Origin of the sequence: Streptomyces odontomachi, assembly GCF_024435355.1 — a bacterium.
GTDB lineage: Bacteria > Actinomycetota > Actinomycetes > Streptomycetales > Streptomycetaceae > Streptomyces > Streptomyces odontomachi.
The window spans coordinates 43,199-62,954 of the sequence record NZ_JAMJWG010000003.1 but is presented as its reverse complement, the minus strand read 5'-3'; the positions used below and the strand labels follow the sequence as shown (position 1 = coordinate 62,954).

Sequence of the window (19,756 nt, the reverse complement as noted above, 5' to 3'; positions counted from 1 at the left end):
AGTAAGCGGGAAATGGCGGCGTACTCCGACACCACGTCGGCGTACGCCGCCCTTTGACATACCTCTGGCATACGTTGACTGTCATGGACGACGAGACGGAGCGCCGCCTGACGGAGGCGCGGCAGGCAGCGGTCGAGGCACGGCAGGTCGCCGACGCGTGGCAGCGCATAGAGGCGTGGCTCGGCCGGTACGCGCCCGGGACGCTGGCCGTGCTGCGTCGCGGCGCTCTCCCATCGGAGGTCGCCGAGGTGCGAGACAGGATCGGCGTACGGATACGCCCGGGGCTGCTGGCGCTCTGGAAGGAGCACGCCGGGATGTACCCGGTGCCATGGCCCCCGTTCATGCTCGGCGACTGGGTGCTGATGGACTTCGAGGCCCTGGTCCAGGTGTACGAGATGATGATGGGCCTCCAGCGCAGTGACGGTGACGAGGAGCACCCGTTCTGGCGGCCCGCCTGGATCCCCTTCTGCTCCGCCGGCGTCACCGATCACGCCTCAGGTCTCTACCTGGACGCGGAGACCGGACGGATTTGCAGCTGGGACCGGTACGGCGACCGCTCGCCGCGGTATGAGTCGCTGACGACCTACCTGGAGGAGATGGCGGACCGCCTCGAGACTCCGGATCTGGTGGACGGCGAGAAACCGGGGCTGCTGAACCTGCGCGCCCTGGCGTGGGAGGCGCCGCCGGGTTGGGAAGGCCTTTGGGAGCCCGTCACCGGGAGCTGACGGAGTGTCCCGGCTCCGTTCCGGCTCCGTTCCGGCTCCACCCCCGGGCCGCGGGAGCCTGGACTGAATTGTCCCGCTCCAGCACACTTGTCTTCCAAGCGGGGCCTTGGTATCCGGGGGGACGCATGCTCAACTCCAAAGTCAGCGGGTTATCCGCTCCGTTGGCGATCGGCCTGGTCGCCGGTGGCTGCCATGCCGTGTTGACCGGTGACGCGGGCGGATGGCCCTGGCTCGTGGTGGGTCTGGTCATCGGCGTATGGGCCGCGAGCGGGATACGGCGGCTGCTCACGGATGTGCGGGAACGAGATCGTTCCGCCTCCGACGGTGCCGACGATGCCGACGCGGCGGCGCCCGGGCCGGCCCCGCGTACCCTCCGGCGAACCGTGTGGTGCCTGGGCGTGGTCACCCTGCTCTGGGCGGCGTTGACCACGCTGCTGGCGGTGTTCCTCCCCGGGTTCGCGCGCACCGGTTCCGGCGCCTTCGGTGTCATGACCGCCGTGCTGTCGCTCGCCGCCTTCTTCACGGCGCTGGCCGCCGTGGCCATCCGCCAGGTCCTGCGCGGCGATCTGGCCGCCGCCCCTTGGGGGACCGTCTCGGCCCTGTTCCTTGCTCTCTGGGCGCTCGGTTACGTGGGCGACGACTGGGCAGGTGGGAGCGTTGTCCGCGCGACGGTCGGACTCGCCGTGGTGGCCGTCGCCGGCATTTCGGGGCTCGTGCTGGGGCGGGTGCAGAACAACGTTCCCGGGGCCTAGGAGGGGTTGTCCACTAGTCACCGTCATCGCCGCTCGCGGGCCGGTTCAGGCTCCGGCGACGGTTCTGGCGCAGCAGCTCTCCTGCGGCGAGCGTCACGGTCGCCACGCCACGGGCCCAACGAGGCCCGCCGCGCTCCGCCCACACCACACATACGCAACCGCCGCCGACAGCGAGTACCGCGATGCCGAGCAGTGCCAGTAGAACCATGTTCCTCACCTCTACGATCGTGTATCCGGTCTATCCGGAAGGACTGCGATCCGGGTCTCTGAGGTTCCTTTGATGGCGCCGGTGATGAACCCGTCCACGTACCCTGACGGGCATGGCATGCCGCATCAGTGAGCTGGTCATCGACGCCGCCGACCCCGACCGCCTCGCCACGTTCTGGAGCGAGGTCCTCGGCTACGTCGAACTCGACCGTGACGACGACGGAAGCATCGAGATCGGGCCGCCCGACGCCGGCTTCGGCGGCCCGCAGCCCACCCTCATCCTCAGCCCCACCAGCGACCCGCGCCCGGAGAAGCTCCGCCTGCACATCGACGTCAACGCCACCGACCGCGACCAGGACGCCGAGCTGGAGCGACTGCTCGCACTCGGCGCCCGCCCGGCCGACATCGGCCAGACCGGCACCGAGAGCTGGCACGTCCTACTCGACCCGGAGGGCAACGAGTTCTGCCTGCTGCGCCGCCGGCTACAGCCCCTCTGACGCCCTGGCCGCCCAGCCCGTCGCCCCTACGGAGTAGCCCCGTCGTCGGACCGATGCGCCTGCTGGTAGAGGGTCACCAGTACACCGTGCACGGGTTGGTCCGCTGAGTCCTCCTCGAGCTCGTCGACCAGCCGTGTCAGGGTCTCGCCGAGTTTCTGTGCCTTCTCGGGGCTCAGATGCAGGTGTCGCAGGGTCAGGTGGGTCTCGGACGGCGAGCGGTCCAACTCCTCGGCGACCGCTCCGAGCATGGCCGCGGTCCCGGCCGCCTGCGGTTCGGCGACGAACATGCGGCGTGCCGTGCGCTGGTAGTACTGCTCCGTGCCGCCGCGCACCTGGCGGGTCTCGGCGACGTACACCAGGCCGGCCTCACGCAGCACCTTCATGTGGTGGGCCACGTTGCCCTTCCGCGCGTCCAGTTGCACGGCCAGCTGGCTGATGGTGGCGGGCCTGCGTGCCAGCGCGAACAGCAGGCGCTGACGCAACGGGTGGGCGAGCGCCGCGAACTGCTCCGGCTCGCCGATCTCCTGTACCTCGGCAGGTGGTGGTGGGTGGCTCGGACGCTGATCGGTCATGGGCTAAGTGTCTAACTCTCTTGACGCTTTTTCAACGGCAGTGCTCTACTCCTCGCCATGACCACTGCCCTTTCTGTCGACGCTGCCCCCGTCGTCGACGAGACCGCACGGCTCCTCGTCGAGCACTACGTCTTCCCCGAGGTCGGCGAGCAGCTCGCCGGCCTGCTGCGGCGACGCCTGGCCGAAGGCGCCTACGACGTCGACGACGCCGCGACCCTGGCCGCCCTGGTGACCACCGACATGCAGTCGATCAACGGCGACCTGCACCTGCGGCTGAAACACCACGACGAGCCGGTGCCCCCGGACGCGGGTGCCGCGGCCCTGGCGTCCATGCGGCGGGAGTTCGAGACCTCACTGGGCGGCGCCCCGCGGGTCGAGCTGCTCGATGGCCGGGTCGCCGTGCTGGAGCTGGCCCCGAAGCTGTTCCCGCTGGAATGGTGCGCCGAACCGCTCGCCGCCGCGTTCACCCTGGCGGCCCGCGCCGACGCGCTCATCCTGGACCTGCGCCGCACCACGGGCGGCAGCCCGGACACGGTGGCCTTCGTCTGCGGCTATCTGCTGGACGAGCGCACCCACCTCAACACCCTGCACTCGCGCCAGGGCAACCGCCAGGACCAGTTCTGGAGTCCGCCGTACGTGCCCGGCGCGCGCTTCGGCGGCAGCAAGCCGCTGTACGTGCTCACCAGCGGGGCCACCTTCTCCGGTGGCGAGGAGCTGGCCTACGACCTGCAACAGCTTGATCGGGCCCAGGTCGTCGGTGAGGTGACCGGCGGTGGGGCGCACCCGCGCGAGGGCTGGACGGTGCACCCGCACCTGGAGGCGACCATCCCGGTCGGCCGGGCGGTCAACCCCGTCTCCGGCACCAACTGGGAAGGCGTCGGCGTACAGCCGGACGTCCCCTGCCCGGCCGCCGACGCCCTCGACCGCGCCCACGCACTTGCCCTGGGCGTGATCGGTTAGTGCAGAGACCTCGTTGCCGCGTGCGCGGTGAAGGCGGACCAGGCGGCGGGGGTGACGGTGAGGGGGCGGACGGCGGTGTCTTTGGAGTCGCGGATGTGGACGGTGGTGGGGTGTAGGGCTACCTCTATGCAGTTGCCGCCGCCTCCACCGCTGTAGCTGCTCTTGGACCAGTTCAGGGCCACCTCTATGCAGTTGTCTCCTTCGTCGCCGGAGTAGCTGCTCTTGAACCAGTTCAGCTTAGGGGTGGTGGTCATATCGCTCCTCGCGTCTGCTCCAGCAGATTCACAGTAGCCCGCCAATCCAGGGCCTGGGAACGGAGCTTGCCATAACGCTGCTGGAGCACACTCACGTCCCCGGGGGCCGTGATCAGTGCACTCGACCGATGGCCTTCGACATAGCCGTACCACTCGTGTTGAGGGCTTTCAGCCAAGTACATCTGACCGTTGGCGCCGGCGTGGTCTTCCCTTCGGAGCGGCATGATTTGGATATCCACGTTGGGACGCTGACCGGTGTTTAGTAAGTGGTCGATGACGCCTACCGTGATGGACGGGCCTCCGAGACGGCGCTCCAGCACAGCCTCTTCGATGACGAAGCTGAAGGTCGTATCGGGCTTCTGCATGATGAGCTGCTGGCGTTCCAATCGTGCGGCGACCTCCTGTTCAAGCTTCGCTTCCGATACGGACGGCAACCTGCGCTCGAAGACCGCCCGGATATATCCCTCCGGCTGCAACAACCCCGGAACCGTCCGACACTCATACGCGTATAGGGAGATCGCCTCTTGCTCGATCCCCGCCCACTGGAGGAACCACGACGCAAGCCCCGCCTTCCGCCGCAACGTCTTCGCCGCCGCCGCGAGCACCTTCCCGGCCGTGTCCCCCAACGGACCTTCCGCCCGCGTCGGAAGATCCGCCGGTGGGAACCGTTTGCCCTGCTCGAACTTGGCGACGTAGGCGGCCGAGTACCGCACCTCCGTCGCCAGTTCCTCCTGGGTGAGGCCAGCCGCCTCCCGTAGTGCCTTCAGGACGGCGCCGAAGGTCTTGAGGCCGTCGGAGAGTTCGGGTTCGGTCTGGTGGTTGCCGTCTTCGGTGTGGTGGTCTGGTGCCATCGTCGTCCGCCTCCCGTTGCACCGATCCGTTCGTTCGGTTATGTGTTCAACTGGCCTGGGGATACGGGGTTACGTGGACCGACCCATACAGTTCCGTGCACGTACTGATACAGCCCGGACTGTATGGGTGTCGTGCCTGCCGACCTGGGCATTCGGGTCGGAACGCTGGGCGCATGCCAGGCTCATCGGCCCAGGAGGCCGTCACCGTCAGTGGGTTCGTGCAGCGGTTCTCGTCGACGCGTCGAGGGGCGCGGTTAGCGCGCCGGCTGGCCACACAGCGGCTCGACCACTGGGGGCTGCCGTACGGCTCGGCGATCTCCGACACCGTTGCGCTGGTGGTCGCGGAGCTGGCCGCGAACGCGGTCACGCACGGATGCGTTCCCGGGCGCGACTTCGAGCTGCGGTTGGCCTACGACCGTGAGGCCGGAGTGATCCGCGTGGCGGTGTCCGACACGCATCAGGAGTGGCCGGCAGTGACCACGAAACCGTCGGACGAGGCGGCCACGTTGGCCGACGGTGGCAGGGGCCTGCTGATCGTCGACGCCGTCACCACCCGCTGGGGCGTCGGTGAGCGGGTCGGTCCGGGCAAGACCGTCTGGGCGGAACTGGACCTACGGGAGTGGCGAGGGCAGGGGCAGCGGCAGGGACGAGGGGACGACGGCCGACCCGTCACGTAGACCCCCGTACGACCAACTCCGTCCGGATCACGGTGTCCGGCGTCCCGTTCGCCGAACCGCCCGCCGAACCGCCGGTCGTACCGGCCATCTGGTCCGCGACCTGCTCCACCGCCGCCCGCCCGAGCCGGTGCTTGTCGATGGCGAGGGTGGTCAGCGGGGGGTCGACGAGTTCGCCGAGGGCCAGGCCGTCGAAGCCGACGAAGGCGAGGTCGGCGGGGACGGCGTGGCCGCGGGCGAGGGCGTGGCGCATCGCGCCGATGGCGATCATGTCGTTGTAGGAGACGACGGCGGTGATCTCGGGGGCGGTCGTCAGGAGGCGTTCCATGGCGTCCGCCCCGCCCGCGACGGAGTTGTCCGCGAGCTGGCGCCAGCCCGGCTCGACGGGCAGGTCGAACTCGGCGGCGACCTCGGTGAACAGCGTGCTGCGTACGTCGTTGGTGCCGGACTCCGCGCGGGCCCGGTCGTCGATCATGGCGATCCTGCGGTGGCCGCGGGAGACCAGGTGGGCGAAGGCCTGCCGGATGCCGGAGCCGAAGTCGATCCGCACGGTCGGGGCCTGAACCGGGCGGTCCTCGTTGCCGAGGAGGACGAAGGGGAGACCGGAGGAGGCGATGCGGGCGATGGCGGCGTCGTCGAGGAGGAAGGCGACGCAGGCGTCCGCGTGGTCGATGACCGTCTCCGCGACCTCCTGCTCACGGGCGATCCGGGACGCTGTGGTGTAGACGGCCACGTGCCAGCCGCGGGCGTCGGCGGCCTCCAGGACGCCGGCCACCACCTCGGGGAAGAACGGGTTCAGCACGTCCGCGATCACCAGGCCGAGCGTGGTGGTGGACTGCCGGACCATGCCGCGTGCGAAGCGGCTGGGGCGGTAGCCCATCCGCTGGGCCGCGGCGAGGATGCGCTGACGGGTGGCCGGGTCGATCTCGGGCTTGTCGTTGATGGCCCGGGACACGGTCTGCCGCGAGACCCCCGCCGCACGTGCCACGTCGTCGATGGTGACGCGGCGCGGCCTGTTCGTCGTAGCCACGGGGGAACCCTAACCGTCCCGGACGCCTTCCCGAGAGGAAGCACCCCGACGACCCCTCCGATACGATTCGGCCTTGACCGGAATTGAGGGGGGACACTCAATGCGACGTGTGGTGGCGGCTGCTGCGATCCTGGCCTGCGCGCTGGGGCTCGCAGCCTGCGGCGGCAACGGCAAGGGCAACGGCATGGGCGTGGGCGGCGTCAGGAGTTCGAGCAGCCCGGGAAGCGGCGACACGTCGGACGCGGAGGGTAGCGGCAAGAGGGGTGCACCACTCGCCGGCACCGACCCGTGCACCCTGCTCAAGCCCGCCGACGTGCCGGAACTCAACAAGGACAGCACCTTCAAGCCCACCTCCAGCGGCGACACGTGCAGCGGTTACGACTTCGCCATCCGTATCAAGGACGTCAGCAAGGACGTCTACGACATGGACTTCCACGGTTCGACGGTCAAGGCGCTGCCCGACATGGCAGGGCACAGGGCCGCCCTGTCGGAGACCAACGTCGGCGGGTTGAAGAGCTGCAACGTCGTCCTCGAAGTGACCGCCGACGAGCTCGTGGACGTCACCGTCACGCACGACGTGGATCCGCCGAAGACCTGCGACATCGCGCAGCAGGCGGCTGCGGTCGTCGCAGGCCGGATACCCGCCTGAGATGCCCGCCTGAGCGGGCAGACATGTGCGGCCCGGCCCTCGTGGGGTCGGGCCGCAGTCGTTGGTCCGGCCGCAGTCGTTGGTCCGGCCGCTGTCGTCGGTCGGGCCGCTGCCGTCACGGGGGTTGACACTCGGTACCGGCCGTCCCAGGCTCGTCCGTGAGCCACGCACGTGAGCGCTCACGTGAACGCTCACGGACCGCCGAGTCGCGCGCCAGAATCGAGAGGACGGGCCATGGCCTCCGTTGCCGTCGACCGCAAGCGACGCGTCTGGGTGCTGTCCACCGGCACCACCAGCTACGTCGTGCACGCCGCGGCGGACGACCGGCTCGTCCAGCTGTACTGGGGCGCCCGGCTGAGCACGGCCGATGCGGTGGGCCTCGCCGGGCGGTCGGGAGAGCCGTTCACCACGGCGCCGTACGGGCTGCCGTTGGACGTCGCCGAGCTGTTGCCGGTGGACGGCGGGCTGCGCTGGGGAGTGCCGTCGCTGCAAGTGACGTTCCCCGGCGGGGTGCGCTCGCTCGAACTCGTCCTGATCTCGGATGACGTGGTGGAGGAGGAGCACGGCAGGCGGCTGGATCTCGTTCTCACGGATCGGCACTTTCCGCTTCGGGTGGTGCTGCACCACCGGGTGAGCGAGGGCTCGGACGCGATCGAGCGGTGGGTGACGCTCCGTCACACCGACCCGGCCGGGTGGCCGCACGACGTCGCCCTCACCGTGCACCGCGCCGACTCCGGGAGCTGGCTGCTGCCCGAGCTGCCCGACTACCGCTACAGCGCGGTCTGGGGCGCCTGGGCCGCCGAGAGCCAGCTGCGCCGCGAGCGCCTGCCCGGCGGCGAGCTGACCCTGGGCAGCCGGCACGGCATCACCGGCCACCACGCCAACCCGTGGATCATGGTGGACGACGGCACCGCCACCGAGGAACGCGGCGAGGTGTGGAGCGTGGCGCTCGCCTGGAGCGGCACGTGGCGGCTCACCGCACAGCGACGCTTCGAGGGGCGTGCGGCGGTGACCGCGGGCTTCGGGCACGACGGCGTCACCTGGCGGCTGGGGCCGGGGGATGAGCTGACCACCCCGCCCGTGCTCGGCGTGTACGGCGACGGCGGTTTCGGCGCCGTGAGCCGCGCCTGGCACCGGCACGCACGCACCCGTGTGCTGCCCCGTCCGGGAGAGGTCCGGCCGGTGCTCTACAACTCGTGGGAGGCGACCGGGTTCGACGTCGCCGAGGCCGGTCAGCTGGAACTCGCCCGGAAGGCGGCCGACCTGGGCGCCGAGCTTTTCGTGGTCGACGACGGCTGGTTCGGCGGGCGGCTGGACGACACCGCCGGGCTCGGCGACTGGTGGCCCAACCCGGACCGCTTCCCGAACGGCCTGCGGCCGCTCGCCGACGCGGTGCGCACGCTCGGCATGGCGTTCGGCATCTGGGTCGAGCCGGAGATGGTCAACCCCGAGAGCGACCTCTACCGCGAGCACCCCGAATGGGTGCTGCACCACCCGCACCGCCACCGCGACACGTTGCGCGGGCAGCTGGTACTCAACTTCGCCCGCGAGGACGTGCGCGAGTGGGCCTTCGACTGGCTGGACCGGCTCGTCGGCGACCACGGCATCAGCTTCCTGAAGTGGGACATGAACCGGGCCTTCGCGCAGGCTGGATGGCCGGAGCGGGCCGCCGGCCCCGACACCGCGGGCGACGGCGCGCGCGACGGCGACCAGGATCGCCTGTGGATCGACCACACCCGCAACGTGTACGCCGTCATGGACCGGCTGCGCGCCCACCACCCCGCCCTGCGCATCGAGTCCTGCGCGGGCGGCGGTGGCCGCGCCGACCTCGGCATCCTGGCCCGCACCGACGAGGTGTGGACCTCCGACAACACCGACGGCCACCACCGGCAGTCCATCCAGCACGGCTTCAGCCAGATCCTTCCCGCGGGCGTCATGGCGGCCTGGGTCACGGACGCGGCGCGCACCCCGCTTGCCTACCGGTTCCACGTGGCGATGGCGGGCGTGCTCGGCATCGGCGGCGACCTGCGCGCCTGGGCACCGGAACAACTCACCCAAGCCCGCGGGCTGGTCGGACGGTACAAGGAGATCCGGGCCGCCGTGCAGTTCGGCGAGCAGCACCGGCTGGGCGCCGAGCCCGGCCGGGGGCTGTCAGCGGTCCAGTACGTGCAGGGTGGCGACGTCGTCGTCCTCCTCTACCGTCCGCACGCCGACCTCGGGCCCACCCCGGGCGTGCTGCGGCTGGCCGGGCTCGACCCGGACGCGCGCTACGAGGAGGTCGGCACCTCGCCCGAGGGGGACGGCGCCGCCTCCGCTTCCCCCGTCACCGGCCGCCTCCTCATGCACGCCGGCCTGCCGATCCGCGACCGCCTCGGCAGCGGCGACTGGGCCAGCGCGCTGGTGCGTTTGCGCCGCCTGCCCCAGTAGGTGCGACCTCACCCACTCAATCAACGCAACAACCGTCAAGGAATCAGGTGACGAGCATGACGTCGAACATGGATGGCGAGGCACGGACGCCCAGCGCGGATGGCCTGGCCAGGGCGTCCAGACGCACCGTCCTCAAGGCGACCGGCGCCCTTGCCGGTGCCGTGGCGCTGTCCGGTGCGCTGCCGGGGGTGGCGACCGCGCGGGCGGCGGCCGTGCCCGGGGCGCCGGACTCCGGCACCGCCACGACCCCGAAGGGTGCCCCGGCCGACCCCTCCGACCTCCCCGACCTCCCCGAGGAACTGTTCGACCCCCGGCAGAAGTGGCTGCGTGCCGCGACGGCCGGCCTCTTCCTGCACTGGGGCATGCGCACCGTCCCCGAGCACCAGGACGGCGCGTCCTGGGAGGCGGCGGTCACCGACGGCGGTTGGAGCGCCGACTACTGGGTGGCCGAGGCACGCAAGCTGCACGCGAGTTACCTGGTGCTGACCACGTTCCACAGCAGGCTCGGATACGCACGCGCCTGGCCGTCGAGGATCCCCGGCAGCGCCCGCACCCAACGGGACTTCCTGGGCGAGACCATCGCCGCCGCCAAGGCCGAGGGCCTGCACGTCATCCTCTACATGACCGACGACCCGCAGTGGCACGACCAGGGCGGCTTCGAGCAGCTGGACTCCGCCGCGTACTCGGCCTACAAGGGCAAAGAGGTCGACCTGACCACCCGGATGGGGTTCGGCGAGTTCTCCTTCGACAACTTCGTCGAGGTCATGGACGGCTACCCGGACCTCGCCGGCTTCTGGATCGACAACGACAACGAGTACTGGGAGCAGAACGGCCTCTACGAGCTGATCCGGAACAAGCGCCCGGAGATGCTGCTCTCCAACAACAACGAAGACACGTCGATCATGGACACCGTCAGCAACGAGCAGAAGGTCGGCATGACCCCGCCGTACGACTACCCGGCGGCCGTGTGGACCCCGATGCCGCGCATCGTCGAGGCGGACTACAAGCTCCCCAGCAAGGGCTCGTGGTGGTTCGACGGCTCCGACTCCGACGTCGACCTCGGGCTGAACGTCGGCCGCTACATCACCAACGCAGGCTCCTCCATCAAGTCGCTGATGGCCGAGACCGCGCAGGTGAACGGCAGGTTCCCGGACAAGCAGGAGGCCTTCAACGACTTCATGGCCGGCTATCTGCCGCCGATCTGGGAGTCGATCTCCGGCACCCTCGGCGGCGGGTACATGTACGGCGGGCTCCAGCCGGGCGCGTGGCGGGACGGCGCGTACGGGGTGATCACCATCAGCGAGTCCGACCCGTTCCGCCAGTACATCCACGTCACCACCCGGCCGAGCACCGATGCCCTCATGCTGCGCGACAACGGCTACCGGATCCGCCGGGTGAGCGAGCTGCGCACCGGCAAGCGGCTGTCGTTCACCCAGCGGGACGGCTGGGTGTCCATCACCGGCATCACGGACTGGGACCCGTACGACACCGTGCTGACGGTCCTCACCGGGGACCGCGAGGGCTTCTACCCGCAGGGTTCGATCAGCTCGACGGCGAGCGCCGGCGCGGCGGGCCACGGGGGTGAGAACGTCACCGACGGCTCGTTCCTGACCTGGTGGGACAACGACACGAACCTGCCGGTCTCGCTCACCCTCGACCTGCACGGCCGACGGCCCGTGACGTTCCTCGCCGTCAACCAGCGCGAGAACTCGCCGACGTACAACCGCGAGACCTTCGGACGCAAGGAGGACTCGGCCCGTATCAAGGACTACCAGGTGCACATCAGCGACGACGGCGCCGACTGGGGCGCCCCCGTGCTGACCGGCGTGCTGGAGAGCGCGCGCGGTGTCCGCTTCATCGACCTGGACGTCCCCGACACCCGCTTCGTCCGGCTCACCGTCGACACCACCTGGGCGGCCGAGACGGTGCCGAACTTCTACCGGAAACTGGCCATCGACGAGATCCGCGTCGGCTTCCGGTCACCGGCCGGCCAGGGGTGAGGGCCGGCAGGGATGAGGACGGCTGACGCTGAGGACCGGCGAGGGGTGGGCGAGGGTCAGAGGATGTCCCAGTCCAGCTTGCCCTCCGGGGTGACGAACGGCTTGCAGCCGCCCACCTGCTCGCCGGTCTCCAGGGCGGTGGCCGTCATGGCGAGCAGCGCCGGCAGCGAGGTCCACATGGGCCCTTGCCGGAAGTTGCACCCGTCCTCGTGGTCGGCGTTCCCGATCCGCCCGCGGCGCCGGGCGGTCGGGCGCTCGTCGACCACCAGGTAGTCCCCGCAGTCGTCGGCGGCGAAGGGTATCCACCGCCGGTGCCACCACGGCCCGTGGTCCGCGTCCGGATCGTCCTCCTCCTCGTCCTGGTCCGAGGGCCACAGGTCTCCGTGGATGTCGGTCCGCATACGCCAGCTGTTCGCTATCTCCGCGACGTTCAGCAGTCTCCAGAACGGTGGCAGCAGGGTGCGGTAATCCGTCGTGCCGTCATGCCGCAGCAGCGACCTGCGCAACGGCTCCGGGAAGGGCATCTCGATCGCTTCCTCCGCCGCGGCGACGGCGGCGCGCTCCGCCGGCGGCGCCAGCGCGGCGAAGGTGACCGGCGCGTGCCCGGCCAGCCAGGTCTCGATGCGCTCCCAGGCCGCCTCCACCGGCGCCATCGACGCGACCGGTCCCGCTGACCCTCCTGGTGCTGTCATACCGGCATCGTGCCACCCGGCACTGACAGCCACCGGAATGAAAGGATCGACGCCTGGTTGAAGGATCGACGCTCGGGCTGGCCCCGTTCCGCGCCAGCCCGGAGAGGACGCCCGTGTCACTCGCTCTTGAAGACCGCTTGGCCATCACGGAACTGATCTCGTTGCACGGTCATCTCGTCGACGACGGCAGCCTCGACCGGTTGGACGAGCTGTTCACCCCCGATGTCGTCTACGACGTCACTGAGTTCGGCCAGGAGCCGCTGGTGGGGGTGGCGGCCATCCGGGAGGCGGCGTGGGCGCTGGGAGCCGCCAACCCCGTCGCGCACCACGTCACCAACGTCGTCATCACGGCGTCGGCGGACGGCCGGGTACGGGTCCGCTCCAAGGGCCTCGGCGTCCAGGCGGACGGCTCCTGCGGTTCCGTCTCCTACGACGACACCGTCGTGCGCACCCCGGACGGCTGGCGGATCGACCACCGCAAGCTGTCACCACGCCGCACACCTCTGGGCGGGCTGACGAGCGCCGGCTAGCCCAGGCGGCGAGCCGTCGCGGTGTCAGCCACCGTCGCCCTGCGCCCGCTGCTCGCTCAGCCGCTTGATGCCGTTCGCCTCGTAGGACATGTACCGCCGGGTCATCGCCCCGGTGAACCGGGCGACGGGGCCCGCCAGCAACCCGTCCTGCCGGATGAGGAGTTCAAGCCGCACGCCGCCGTCCTCGGCGACCAGCAGATGGTCAGCCCGCGTGGTGATGCCGGCGGCACGGGACTCCCAGGAGTAGTACTCGCCGGCACGGACCTCCGTGACGGTCCAGACGGTGGGACGCAGTTTCGGCTGCTTGAGCAGGAAACGGTTGCCCGTCGCCACCACGTTCGCATCCAGTGCCCGGGACGAATCCACGGACGGCGTCATCTCGGGCCATCCCTCGATGTCGGCGACCACCTCCCACACACGCTCGATGGGCGCCTCGATCCGAAGCGTGAACGTGAATTCCGGCATGTCGGCCTCTCACGGGTGCAGCGAGCTGAAACGAGCGGGAGTGGCTGGAACGAGGTGAAGCGAGCCGTACGTGGACCGCAGTCAAACACACCGAGGCCCGACGCTCGCGCGCCGGGCCTCGGGTCCTTTCACCGCGTCAGTCGCAGCGACTAGCTGAGGGTCGGAGTCGTCCAGGTCCGCCACTGCGACAGGTCGCCGGGCTTCTTGCTGGAGACCTTGAACACGCCGGGCGGGGTGCCGGAGCCCTTCAGGAAGGTCTGGATGCTCTGCGTCAGCGGAGTCTTCCACTCGGGCCGGACGGCGCAGTGCGTGCCGTCCTGGACGTCCGAGATGTAGCTGATGTTGGCCTGCTGGCCGAGCGCCTTGTAGATCTCGGCGCCACCCAGGGCCGCCACGCTGCCGGACTTGGCGCCCAGCCAGTCGATGGAGGGGTTCTCCATGATGAACAGGCCGCGCGGCGCGATCAGGCCGATGATCTCGTGGGTGTCGATCGGCAACGCGTTCGGGTTGCCGGTGAAGGAGTTGAACGCGTCACCGAACCACGGCTGCTCGGAGTAGGCGCTGCTCAGCGGCTGGGAGCCGCTTTCCTGGGCGATGCCGCGGTAGATCGGGACACCGGCGGTGCCCGACTCGATCGGCATGGTCAGGGCGATGCGCTGGTCCAACGCGCCGATCGCGAAGGCGCCCTTGCCGTACCGGGAGCATCCGGTGACCCCGACCGCGTCCGCCTTGAGGACACTGCCGCCGGACTGCTCGATGACGTCGATGATGCGACTGACGCCCCACGACCAGGCAGCGAGCAGGCCCGTGGTGCTCGACGAGCCGTAGATGCTGTAGTACGCGCCCTGCTTGTTGTTCCTCGGCGTGCCCTCTTTGCCGACCGCGAGGGGGTCGTAGTTGATGACGGCTGCGCCGGCGGCCTTGATGGTGGACGTGTCGGCGCCGAACCCGCCCAGGACCACGACGGCCGGGAAGGGACCGGTACCGCTCGGCAGGGAGACCGACGCGGAGAAGCTGGAGCTCTTGCCGTTGTCCGACACGTTCACGGTGATGTTGGAGCTGGACACCGTGCCCGTGACGCTGGACGGCTTGGGCTGCTTCGTGCCGTAGACGTACGTCTCGGCCATCTTCTTGATCTCCGCGCGCCGGCAGCGCCAGTCGGACTTGGCGGTGACGCGCGAGCCGTCCATCTTCGTGAACGGGTCCGGCAGCTTGGAGTTGTTGGTGGTGGTCGGGGTGGGCACCTGGCAGTCGGTGCCGTCGTCCTCGACACCACCGGCCTGGACCTGCGGGGCTCTGACACTGTCGGCGACGCCGGCCTGTGCCATCGGGGTGGTGATGACCAGGCTCGCTGCGGCCACGAAGACCGACGCGATCCACACCCGGGGCCGATATCGATGGAAGCGCATGCTGAGGGACCTCCATAGGGAGGCGCGCACTCGACAACACAAGCCTTTCTGCCGCACGGCACGAAGCCGTGTCGCCACGCGAAGCCGCGTCACGACTCGACGGTCGCCCTGCGACTTCAAGCTGTATGCCCGCCGGTGCACGCCAGTTTGTGGGAAGTGCACCAGACCACGATGTTTCGTCGAAGCTGCCCCCAGGCCTCAACCGCGGCCCAGTACACAGGAACGGTAAGGGATGTCAGCTGGCCGCGCCACCCCATCCGACCCGGCCAACGGGTCGGTCGTGCACGGGGATTGACGGGCACGTAGGCGGCCAGTCACCCTCAATGGGAACAAAATGGGAGCGCTCCCATTCGAGGGTTCCCGCTCGTCCGTCCCCCCACCAAGGAAGGGCCCATGCCCCCATCTCGTCACCTCTCCCGGCGGACCTTCCTCGCGGTCGCCGCCGCGGGCGCCGTCACCGCGATCGCCTCCCCCTCGCATGCCTCTCCCTCGCAGGCGTCCGGCGCGCAGTCCGGGTTCCACACGGTGGGCCGGGTCAAGGACGCCGGTGACGGCACCGTGCAGTACACCTGGCCCGGCATCTACTTCGAGGGCCGGTTCCGTGGCACGGGCGTCGGGATCGTCCTGGCCGATTCCGACAACGACTACGACGTCCAGGTCGACGGCGCGACGGTCGCCACCCTGGTGCTTCCGGGCCAGACCACCTACTGGGTCGACCAGCTTGCGGACGCCGAGCACAGCGTGCGGCTCGTGAAGCGTACGGAGAGCACCTGGGCCGCCGGCCGGTTCGGCGGGTTCGTCGCCGCTCCGGGGGGCGAGGTCCTCGCCCCGCCCGCGGCGCGCAGCAGGCAGATCGAGTTCATCGGGGACTCCTACACCGCGGGCTACGGCAACGTCTCGGGCACCCGGGACTGTTCGAGCAACGGCGGCGTCAACCGCAACTCCGACGCGGACCTCTCCTTCGGCGCCCTCACCGCGCACGGCCTGGACGCCGACTACCAGATCAACGCCTTCTCCGGCCGGGGCATGGTCCGCAACTACGGCGGCGGCGATCCCGGCACCGACTTCCGCACCTACTACGACCGCGCCCTGCTGAACGTCGAGGGCGACGTCTGGTCGGTGCCGAGCAGCTGGCGCCCGCAGGTCGTGGTGATCGGTCTGGGCATCAACGACTTCTCGACGGCGCTGGGCGCGGGTGAGAAGTGGAGCACCCAGGACGAGCTGATCGCCGACTACGAGAGCGCGTACCACGGCTTCCTGGACAAGCTGCGCGCCCGGTACGGCGCCGGCTCGTTCCTCGTGGTCAGCGCCACGGCGGTGTCCGGCACCACCGCCTTCGCCGACACCGCCCAGCGCATCGTCGCGGACCGCAACCAGCGGGGCGACGACCGGATCGGCTACTGGTACTACGACGATCCGAGCCTGGACCGGCTCGGCTGCGACTGGCACCCCTCGGTCCACGACGACCGGATCATCTCGGGGCTGCTCGACGACTACCTGGCGACGCTTCCGCTGGACTGGTGAGACGGCCGGCGGGCGCCGGGCGGCGGTCCGCCCTGTGAACGGCGCCGGTCCGGCACCGCGGGAGCGCGGTGCCGGACCGGTCGGGGGAGGGGAGGGAGAGGAGGGGGGAGGAGCGTGGCCGTGCGGCGCGTGCCTCAGAGGCCCAGCTTCCAGTGCACGCCGTCGAGCAGCAGGTCCGGCGTGACCTCGACGTCCAGTTCCTTGGCGGTCGGCGGCACGTCGAAGACCATCTCCACGCTGGCCGACTCGCCGACGGCGATCGAGTCGCCGAAGTCGGCGTGCAGCACACCGTGCTTGTCGTCGTTGACCTCCTGGACCTCCTTGCCGTCCACCCGGGCCTTGGTCTGCACGAGCGGGTCGTCGAAGACCTTGCTGCCGCCGTTCTTGACCGTCACGGTGACCAGATACGCCTTGTTGCCGTCGGCGTGGCCGTCGATCAGCGTGTTCGGGTCGATCGTGTAGGGGCTGGTCTTCGAGACGGTGACCTGGACGCCGTTGTTGTACTTCGCCGTGGCGCCCGGGGCGAGGTTCTGGGCGCTCTTGCCGGAGGAGTCCTTCGGCTGGCCCTGGAGCTGGTCCACCTGCTTCTGGACCTCGTCGGTGGCCTTGTTGACCGCGAAGACGGTGACGCAGGCGCCGACGATCGACAGGATGATCGCGATCACGCCCAGGATCAGCCCGGTCATCGCCACGCCCTTGTTCGTGGCCTGGCCCTTCTTGACCCGGCTGCGGCCCACGAAGCCGAAGATCAGCGCCAGGATGCCGAGCGGGGCGGCCAGCCAGAAAAGGATCATCGGGATACCGCTGAGCGCTCCGATGATGCCGAGGACCAGGGCGGCGGTGCCGAGCCCGTTACGGGCTGCCTGGGGCATCTGAGCAGGCGGGGGAGCGCCGTACGGCCCCTGCGGGCTGGGCTGGTACTGCATTTGCTGAGACATGCGTGGGCCCCTTCCGGCCACTCGACTGGGTAGTCGCTGAAGCGATGGGTCAATCAGAGCAGAGCCTGTGAATCGAGTCAACACGAGTAAAGAAAGATGCATGGTTCACGCTGTGAAGGGTGATTGCTGGAGGTGGATTGTTATGCTGACCGTGAAGGACTCGGGGGCGCGGGCAGGTCGGGTAGGTCGGGCTGGGAGTACTCCGCCACCGCCTTACAGGCGTGGGAGGTGCTCCCACCCACCCCTCACGGCAGGAGGAGCATGGGAGCCAGCCAGGCGGTGGACGGCGCAGCACCGGACAAGGCCGCGGACTCCGGGTCGGCGGATCGCCCGGCTCAGGTGACCGCCACCGGCATCGCCCGGCTCGCCGGCGTCGGCCGCGCCGCGGTCAGCAACTGGCGGCGCCGCCACGCGGACTTCCCCAAGCCCGTCGGCGGCACCGAGTCCAGTCCCGCCTTCGCCCTGCACGAGATCGAGCAGTGGCTGCGCGACCAGGGGAAACTCGCCGAGGTACCGCTGCGCGAGCAGGTCTGGCAGCAACTCGTCGGGCACCCGGCCGGCGCACCGGCGGCGCTACGCCAGGCCGGTGCCGTGCTGCTGCTGGTGCACGAGCGCCCCACGGTGTGGAAACGGCTGCGCGCCACCGATGACGCCGCGCTGACCGGCGTCCTGCCCGCGGTGCTGGACTCGGTGCTGGCCGACCGGCTCGGCGACGCACACCCCGTCGGCGGGCTGACCGGCGAGGCCCTCGCCCCGTCCGCCGCGCTCGCCCGGGCCACCGGCGACCTCGCCGCCCAGGACGGCGCCGCGCAGGCGTACGACTTCCTGCTCGGCCGTCACCTGGCGACCAACCCCCGCCAGTACACCCTGACCCCGCCGGGGCTCGCCGACCTGATGGCCGAACTGGCCGCGCAGGCCGGCCCGCTGGGCACCGTCCTCGATCCGGCCTGCGGCGCCGGCGCGCTGCTCACCGCCGTCCCCCGGCCGTCCGGCAGGCGCCGGGGGGACCCGCCCGTCACGCTCTACGGGCAGGAGGCCGACCCGGACCTGGCCGCGCTCGCCGCGCTCCGCCTCGCGCTGGCCGCGCCCGGCGCCGTGGTCCGGGCGCAGGCCACCGACACCCTGCGCGCCGATGCGTTTCCCCTGGTCACCGCCGACGCCGTACTGATCCACCCGCCGTTCAACGAACGCAACTGGGGTCACGAGGAACTCGCCTACGACCCCCGCTGGGAGTACGGCCTGCCGGCCCGCACCGAGTCCGAGCTGGCCTGGGTGCAGCATGCACTGGCCCGGCTGCGCGAAGGCGGCACCGCCGTCCTGCTGATGCCGCCCGCCGCCGCGTCCCGCCGCTCCGGCCGCCGGATCCGTGCCGACCTGCTGCGCCGCGGCGCGCTGCGCGCCGTGATCGCGCTGCCCGCCGGCGCCGCCCCGCCCAACGGCATCCCCCTGCACCTGTGGGTCCTGCGCAAGCCCGGCGCCAGCACCTCACCCAACCCGCACCTGCTCGTCGTCGACACCGCGAGCCACGACAAGGCCGACTGGGCCAGTGTCCGGGGCACCGCCATCGAGGCGTGGCAGACCTTTGAACGCGACGGTGACATCGAGGAAACGCCCGGCGTGCGCCGTTCGCTGGCCGTCATCGACCTGCTCGGCGAGGACGTCGACCTCGCCCCCGCCCGGCACCTGCCGCCGCCCGCCGCGGCCGGCGGCCCCGGTGAACTCGCCCGGGTGCACGACCGGCTGACCGACACCCTCGCCCGCACCACCGAACTCGCCCCCCGCCCCGCGGACGGCGCCGTCGCGCCCGGTCCCGGTCCCAGCACCACCGCGTCCGGCCGCTGGCCCCTGACCACGATCGGTGAACTCGCGCGCTCCGGCGCCCTGCTGCTGCGCTCCGGCGGTTCCGGCACGGCGGCCTCCGGTGGGGGTACCGCCCTGTTCGAGCGAAGCCGAGAACTTGGGGGAGCCCCGGTGGTGCTCACGGACCACGACGTCATCGGCGGCGACGCACCCTCCGGCACGCTCCCCGAGGCACCCGCGGCCACGCCCGCCGAGGAGCCCGTGCTGCTCGACGCCGGCGACGTCGTCGTTCCCGTCCTGGGCGGCGGGGCCATCGCCCGGGTCGTCGACGAGGCCACCGCCGGTGCCGCACTCGGCCGCAACCTCATGCTGCTGCGCCCCGACCCGGCCGCCCTCGACCCCTGGTTCCTCGCCGGCTTCCTGCGCGGCACCGCCAACACCCGGCAGGCCAGCAGCTACGCCTTCACCTCCAGCCGGCTCGACGTGCGCAGGATCCAGCTGCCCCGGCTGCCGCTCGCCGAACAGCGCCGCTACGGACGCCGGTTCAGCGAGCTGGCCGCGTTCGAGGGCGCGCTGCGCCTGACGTCCCGGCTCGGCGAGCAACTGGTGCAGGGGTTCTACGACGGGCTGACGGACGGCTCGGTCACGCCCGACTGAGCGCGTGCGGCGGGCCCATCCCGGGTCCGGGGCCGGTCCGCGGGCTCCGCTGCGGCGGCCGGACATCCGGCGAACGCCGTGCCGGCGATCGGCCCGTCGGCGACCCTTACGTCCGCACCCCGTTCCTCGCCGTCCGCCGTCAT

General features: G+C 70.7%; 20 protein-coding genes. 11 read left to right on the top strand and 9 right to left on the bottom strand.

What is annotated here, in order from left to right; translation table 11 throughout:
- Positions 1-83 precede the first annotated feature (83 nt).
- Positions 84-725, top strand: a complete 642-nt coding sequence (locus tag NQO67_RS08170; RefSeq protein ID WP_255948665.1) for an SMI1/KNR4 family protein — start codon at positions 84-86, stop codon at positions 723-725.
- 125 nt (positions 726-850) lie between these two features.
- Positions 851-1,477 (top strand): hypothetical protein, encoded by a 627-nt coding sequence (locus NQO67_RS08165; RefSeq protein ID WP_255948663.1) that lies wholly within the window; start codon positions 851-853, stop codon positions 1,475-1,477.
- Positions 1,478-1,490: 13 nt separating this feature from the next.
- Here the strand turns inward: NQO67_RS08165 and NQO67_RS08160 are convergent, their stop codons facing one another.
- Positions 1,491-1,685 (bottom strand): hypothetical protein, encoded by a 195-nt coding sequence (locus NQO67_RS08160; RefSeq protein WP_255948661.1) that lies wholly within the window; start codon positions 1,683-1,685, stop codon positions 1,491-1,493.
- 112 nt (positions 1,686-1,797) lie between these two features.
- Here NQO67_RS08160 and NQO67_RS08155 point away from each other — a divergent pair, with 112 nt between their 5' ends.
- Positions 1,798-2,181: a VOC family protein gene (locus NQO67_RS08155; protein WP_255948659.1), complete on the top strand. Its 384-nt coding sequence runs from the start codon at positions 1,798-1,800 to the stop codon at positions 2,179-2,181.
- 26 nt (positions 2,182-2,207) lie between these two features.
- On the opposite strand, the gene NQO67_RS08150 is transcribed toward NQO67_RS08155, so the two are convergent.
- Complete coding sequence (locus tag NQO67_RS08150) at positions 2,208-2,753, bottom strand: ArsR/SmtB family transcription factor (RefSeq protein WP_255948651.1); 546 nt, start codon at positions 2,751-2,753, stop codon at positions 2,208-2,210.
- A gap of 57 nt (positions 2,754-2,810) precedes the next feature.
- On the opposite strand from NQO67_RS08150, the gene NQO67_RS08145 reads away from it, so the two are divergent.
- Positions 2,811-3,713, top strand: a complete 903-nt coding sequence (locus NQO67_RS08145) for a S41 family peptidase (RefSeq protein ID WP_255948650.1) — start codon at positions 2,811-2,813, stop codon at positions 3,711-3,713.
- Here NQO67_RS08145 and NQO67_RS08140 read toward each other — a convergent pair.
- Both NQO67_RS08140 and NQO67_RS08135 read right to left on the bottom strand, forming a co-directional pair.
- A complete protein-coding gene (locus NQO67_RS08140) occupies positions 3,710-3,967 on the bottom strand; it encodes a DUF397 domain-containing protein (RefSeq protein ID WP_255948649.1) in 258 nt (85 codons plus the stop codon). The two genes, NQO67_RS08145 and NQO67_RS08140, sit on opposite strands and share 4 nt — an antisense overlap.
- Positions 3,964-4,818 (bottom strand): helix-turn-helix domain-containing protein, encoded by an 855-nt coding sequence (locus NQO67_RS08135; protein ID WP_255948648.1) that lies wholly within the window; start codon positions 4,816-4,818, stop codon positions 3,964-3,966. The genes NQO67_RS08140 and NQO67_RS08135 overlap by 4 nt, the downstream gene beginning before the upstream one ends.
- A 173-nt stretch (positions 4,819-4,991) precedes the next feature.
- On the opposite strand from NQO67_RS08135, the gene NQO67_RS08130 reads away from it, so the two are divergent.
- The gene (locus NQO67_RS08130) at positions 4,992-5,495 is read left to right on the top strand and encodes an ATP-binding protein (RefSeq protein ID WP_255948647.1); all 504 of its coding nucleotides are present in this window, start codon (positions 4,992-4,994) and stop codon (positions 5,493-5,495) included.
- On the opposite strand, the gene NQO67_RS08125 is transcribed toward NQO67_RS08130, so the two are convergent.
- Positions 5,488-6,522, bottom strand: a complete 1,035-nt coding sequence (locus NQO67_RS08125; RefSeq protein WP_255948646.1) for a LacI family DNA-binding transcriptional regulator — start codon at positions 6,520-6,522, stop codon at positions 5,488-5,490. The two genes, NQO67_RS08130 and NQO67_RS08125, sit on opposite strands and share 8 nt — an antisense overlap.
- Positions 6,523-6,622: 100 nt before the next feature.
- On the opposite strand from NQO67_RS08125, the gene NQO67_RS08120 reads away from it, so the two are divergent.
- From NQO67_RS08120 to NQO67_RS08110, 3 genes are all read left to right on the top strand, one after another.
- Positions 6,623-7,171 (top strand): DUF3558 family protein, encoded by a 549-nt coding sequence (locus NQO67_RS08120; RefSeq protein ID WP_255948638.1) that lies wholly within the window; start codon positions 6,623-6,625, stop codon positions 7,169-7,171.
- Positions 7,172-7,405: 234 nt separating this feature from the next.
- Positions 7,406-9,598 carry an alpha-galactosidase gene (locus NQO67_RS08115; protein WP_255948636.1) on the top strand — a complete coding sequence of 731 codons (2,193 nt, stop codon included), beginning with the start codon at positions 7,406-7,408 and terminating at the stop codon, positions 9,596-9,598.
- A 56-nt stretch (positions 9,599-9,654) separates the two neighbouring features.
- Entirely contained in the window at positions 9,655-11,598 is a 1,944-nt protein-coding gene (locus NQO67_RS08110) for an alpha-L-fucosidase (protein WP_255948634.1), read from the top strand.
- A gap of 56 nt (positions 11,599-11,654) precedes the next feature.
- Here NQO67_RS08110 and NQO67_RS08105 read toward each other — a convergent pair whose 3' ends face one another.
- Positions 11,655-12,290, bottom strand: coding sequence for an SMI1/KNR4 family protein (locus tag NQO67_RS08105; protein WP_255948632.1), 636 nt, complete (start codon positions 12,288-12,290; stop codon positions 11,655-11,657).
- 113 nt (positions 12,291-12,403) lie between these two features.
- Between NQO67_RS08105 and NQO67_RS08100 the strand changes: the two genes are divergently transcribed.
- Positions 12,404-12,820, top strand: a complete 417-nt coding sequence (locus NQO67_RS08100; protein ID WP_255948622.1) for a nuclear transport factor 2 family protein — start codon at positions 12,404-12,406, stop codon at positions 12,818-12,820.
- Positions 12,821-12,844: 24 nt separating this feature from the next.
- Here the strand turns inward: NQO67_RS08100 and NQO67_RS08095 are convergent, their stop codons facing one another.
- Positions 12,845-13,285, bottom strand: coding sequence for an SRPBCC family protein (locus tag NQO67_RS08095; protein ID WP_255948620.1), 441 nt, complete (start codon positions 13,283-13,285; stop codon positions 12,845-12,847).
- Between the two features lie 149 nt (positions 13,286-13,434).
- Positions 13,435-14,694 (bottom strand): glucuronyl esterase domain-containing protein, encoded by a 1,260-nt coding sequence (locus NQO67_RS08090; protein ID WP_255948618.1) that lies wholly within the window; start codon positions 14,692-14,694, stop codon positions 13,435-13,437.
- A gap of 393 nt (positions 14,695-15,087) precedes the next feature.
- Here NQO67_RS08090 and NQO67_RS08085 point away from each other — a divergent pair, with 393 nt between their 5' ends.
- A complete protein-coding gene (locus NQO67_RS08085; RefSeq protein ID WP_255948616.1) occupies positions 15,088-16,218 on the top strand; it encodes an SGNH/GDSL hydrolase family protein in 1,131 nt (376 codons plus the stop codon).
- Positions 16,219-16,352: 134 nt separating this feature from the next.
- Here the strand turns inward: NQO67_RS08085 and NQO67_RS08080 are convergent, their stop codons facing one another.
- Positions 16,353-17,156 carry a DUF4190 domain-containing protein gene (locus NQO67_RS08080; RefSeq protein WP_255948614.1) on the bottom strand — a complete coding sequence of 268 codons (804 nt, stop codon included), beginning with the start codon at positions 17,154-17,156 and terminating at the stop codon, positions 16,353-16,355.
- Between the two features lie 261 nt (positions 17,157-17,417).
- Here NQO67_RS08080 and NQO67_RS08075 point away from each other — a divergent pair, with 261 nt between their 5' ends.
- Positions 17,418-19,613 (top strand): N-6 DNA methylase, encoded by a 2,196-nt coding sequence (locus NQO67_RS08075; RefSeq protein ID WP_255948612.1) that lies wholly within the window; start codon positions 17,418-17,420, stop codon positions 19,611-19,613.
- Positions 19,614-19,756 lie beyond the last annotated feature (143 nt).

Coding starts and splice junctions, on each gene's coding strand:
- NQO67_RS08170 (WP_255948665.1), top strand. CDS start 84: ATGGACGACGAGACGGAGCGCCGCCTGACGGAGGCGCGGCAGGCAGCG.
- NQO67_RS08165 (WP_255948663.1), top strand. CDS start 851: ATGCTCAACTCCAAAGTCAGCGGGTTATCCGCTCCGTTGGCGATCGGC.
- NQO67_RS08160 (WP_255948661.1), bottom strand. CDS start 1,685: ATGGTTCTACTGGCACTGCTCGGCATCGCGGTACTCGCTGTCGGCGGC.
- NQO67_RS08155 (WP_255948659.1), top strand. CDS start 1,798: ATGGCATGCCGCATCAGTGAGCTGGTCATCGACGCCGCCGACCCCGAC.
- NQO67_RS08150 (WP_255948651.1), bottom strand. CDS start 2,753: ATGACCGATCAGCGTCCGAGCCACCCACCACCACCTGCCGAGGTACAG.
- NQO67_RS08145 (WP_255948650.1), top strand. CDS start 2,811: ATGACCACTGCCCTTTCTGTCGACGCTGCCCCCGTCGTCGACGAGACC.
- NQO67_RS08140 (WP_255948649.1), bottom strand. CDS start 3,967: ATGACCACCACCCCTAAGCTGAACTGGTTCAAGAGCAGCTACTCCGGC.
- NQO67_RS08135 (WP_255948648.1), bottom strand. CDS start 4,818: ATGGCACCAGACCACCACACCGAAGACGGCAACCACCAGACCGAACCC.
- NQO67_RS08130 (WP_255948647.1), top strand. CDS start 4,992: ATGCCAGGCTCATCGGCCCAGGAGGCCGTCACCGTCAGTGGGTTCGTG.
- NQO67_RS08120 (WP_255948638.1), top strand. CDS start 6,623: ATGCGACGTGTGGTGGCGGCTGCTGCGATCCTGGCCTGCGCGCTGGGG.
- NQO67_RS08115 (WP_255948636.1), top strand. CDS start 7,406: ATGGCCTCCGTTGCCGTCGACCGCAAGCGACGCGTCTGGGTGCTGTCC.
- NQO67_RS08110 (WP_255948634.1), top strand. CDS start 9,655: ATGACGTCGAACATGGATGGCGAGGCACGGACGCCCAGCGCGGATGGC.
- NQO67_RS08105 (WP_255948632.1), bottom strand. CDS start 12,290: ATGACAGCACCAGGAGGGTCAGCGGGACCGGTCGCGTCGATGGCGCCG.
- NQO67_RS08095 (WP_255948620.1), bottom strand. CDS start 13,285: ATGCCGGAATTCACGTTCACGCTTCGGATCGAGGCGCCCATCGAGCGT.
- NQO67_RS08090 (WP_255948618.1), bottom strand. CDS start 14,694: ATGCGCTTCCATCGATATCGGCCCCGGGTGTGGATCGCGTCGGTCTTC.
- NQO67_RS08085 (WP_255948616.1), top strand. CDS start 15,088: ATGCCCCCATCTCGTCACCTCTCCCGGCGGACCTTCCTCGCGGTCGCC.
- NQO67_RS08080 (WP_255948614.1), bottom strand. CDS start 17,156: ATGTCTCAGCAAATGCAGTACCAGCCCAGCCCGCAGGGGCCGTACGGC.
- NQO67_RS08075 (WP_255948612.1), top strand. CDS start 17,418: ATGGGAGCCAGCCAGGCGGTGGACGGCGCAGCACCGGACAAGGCCGCG.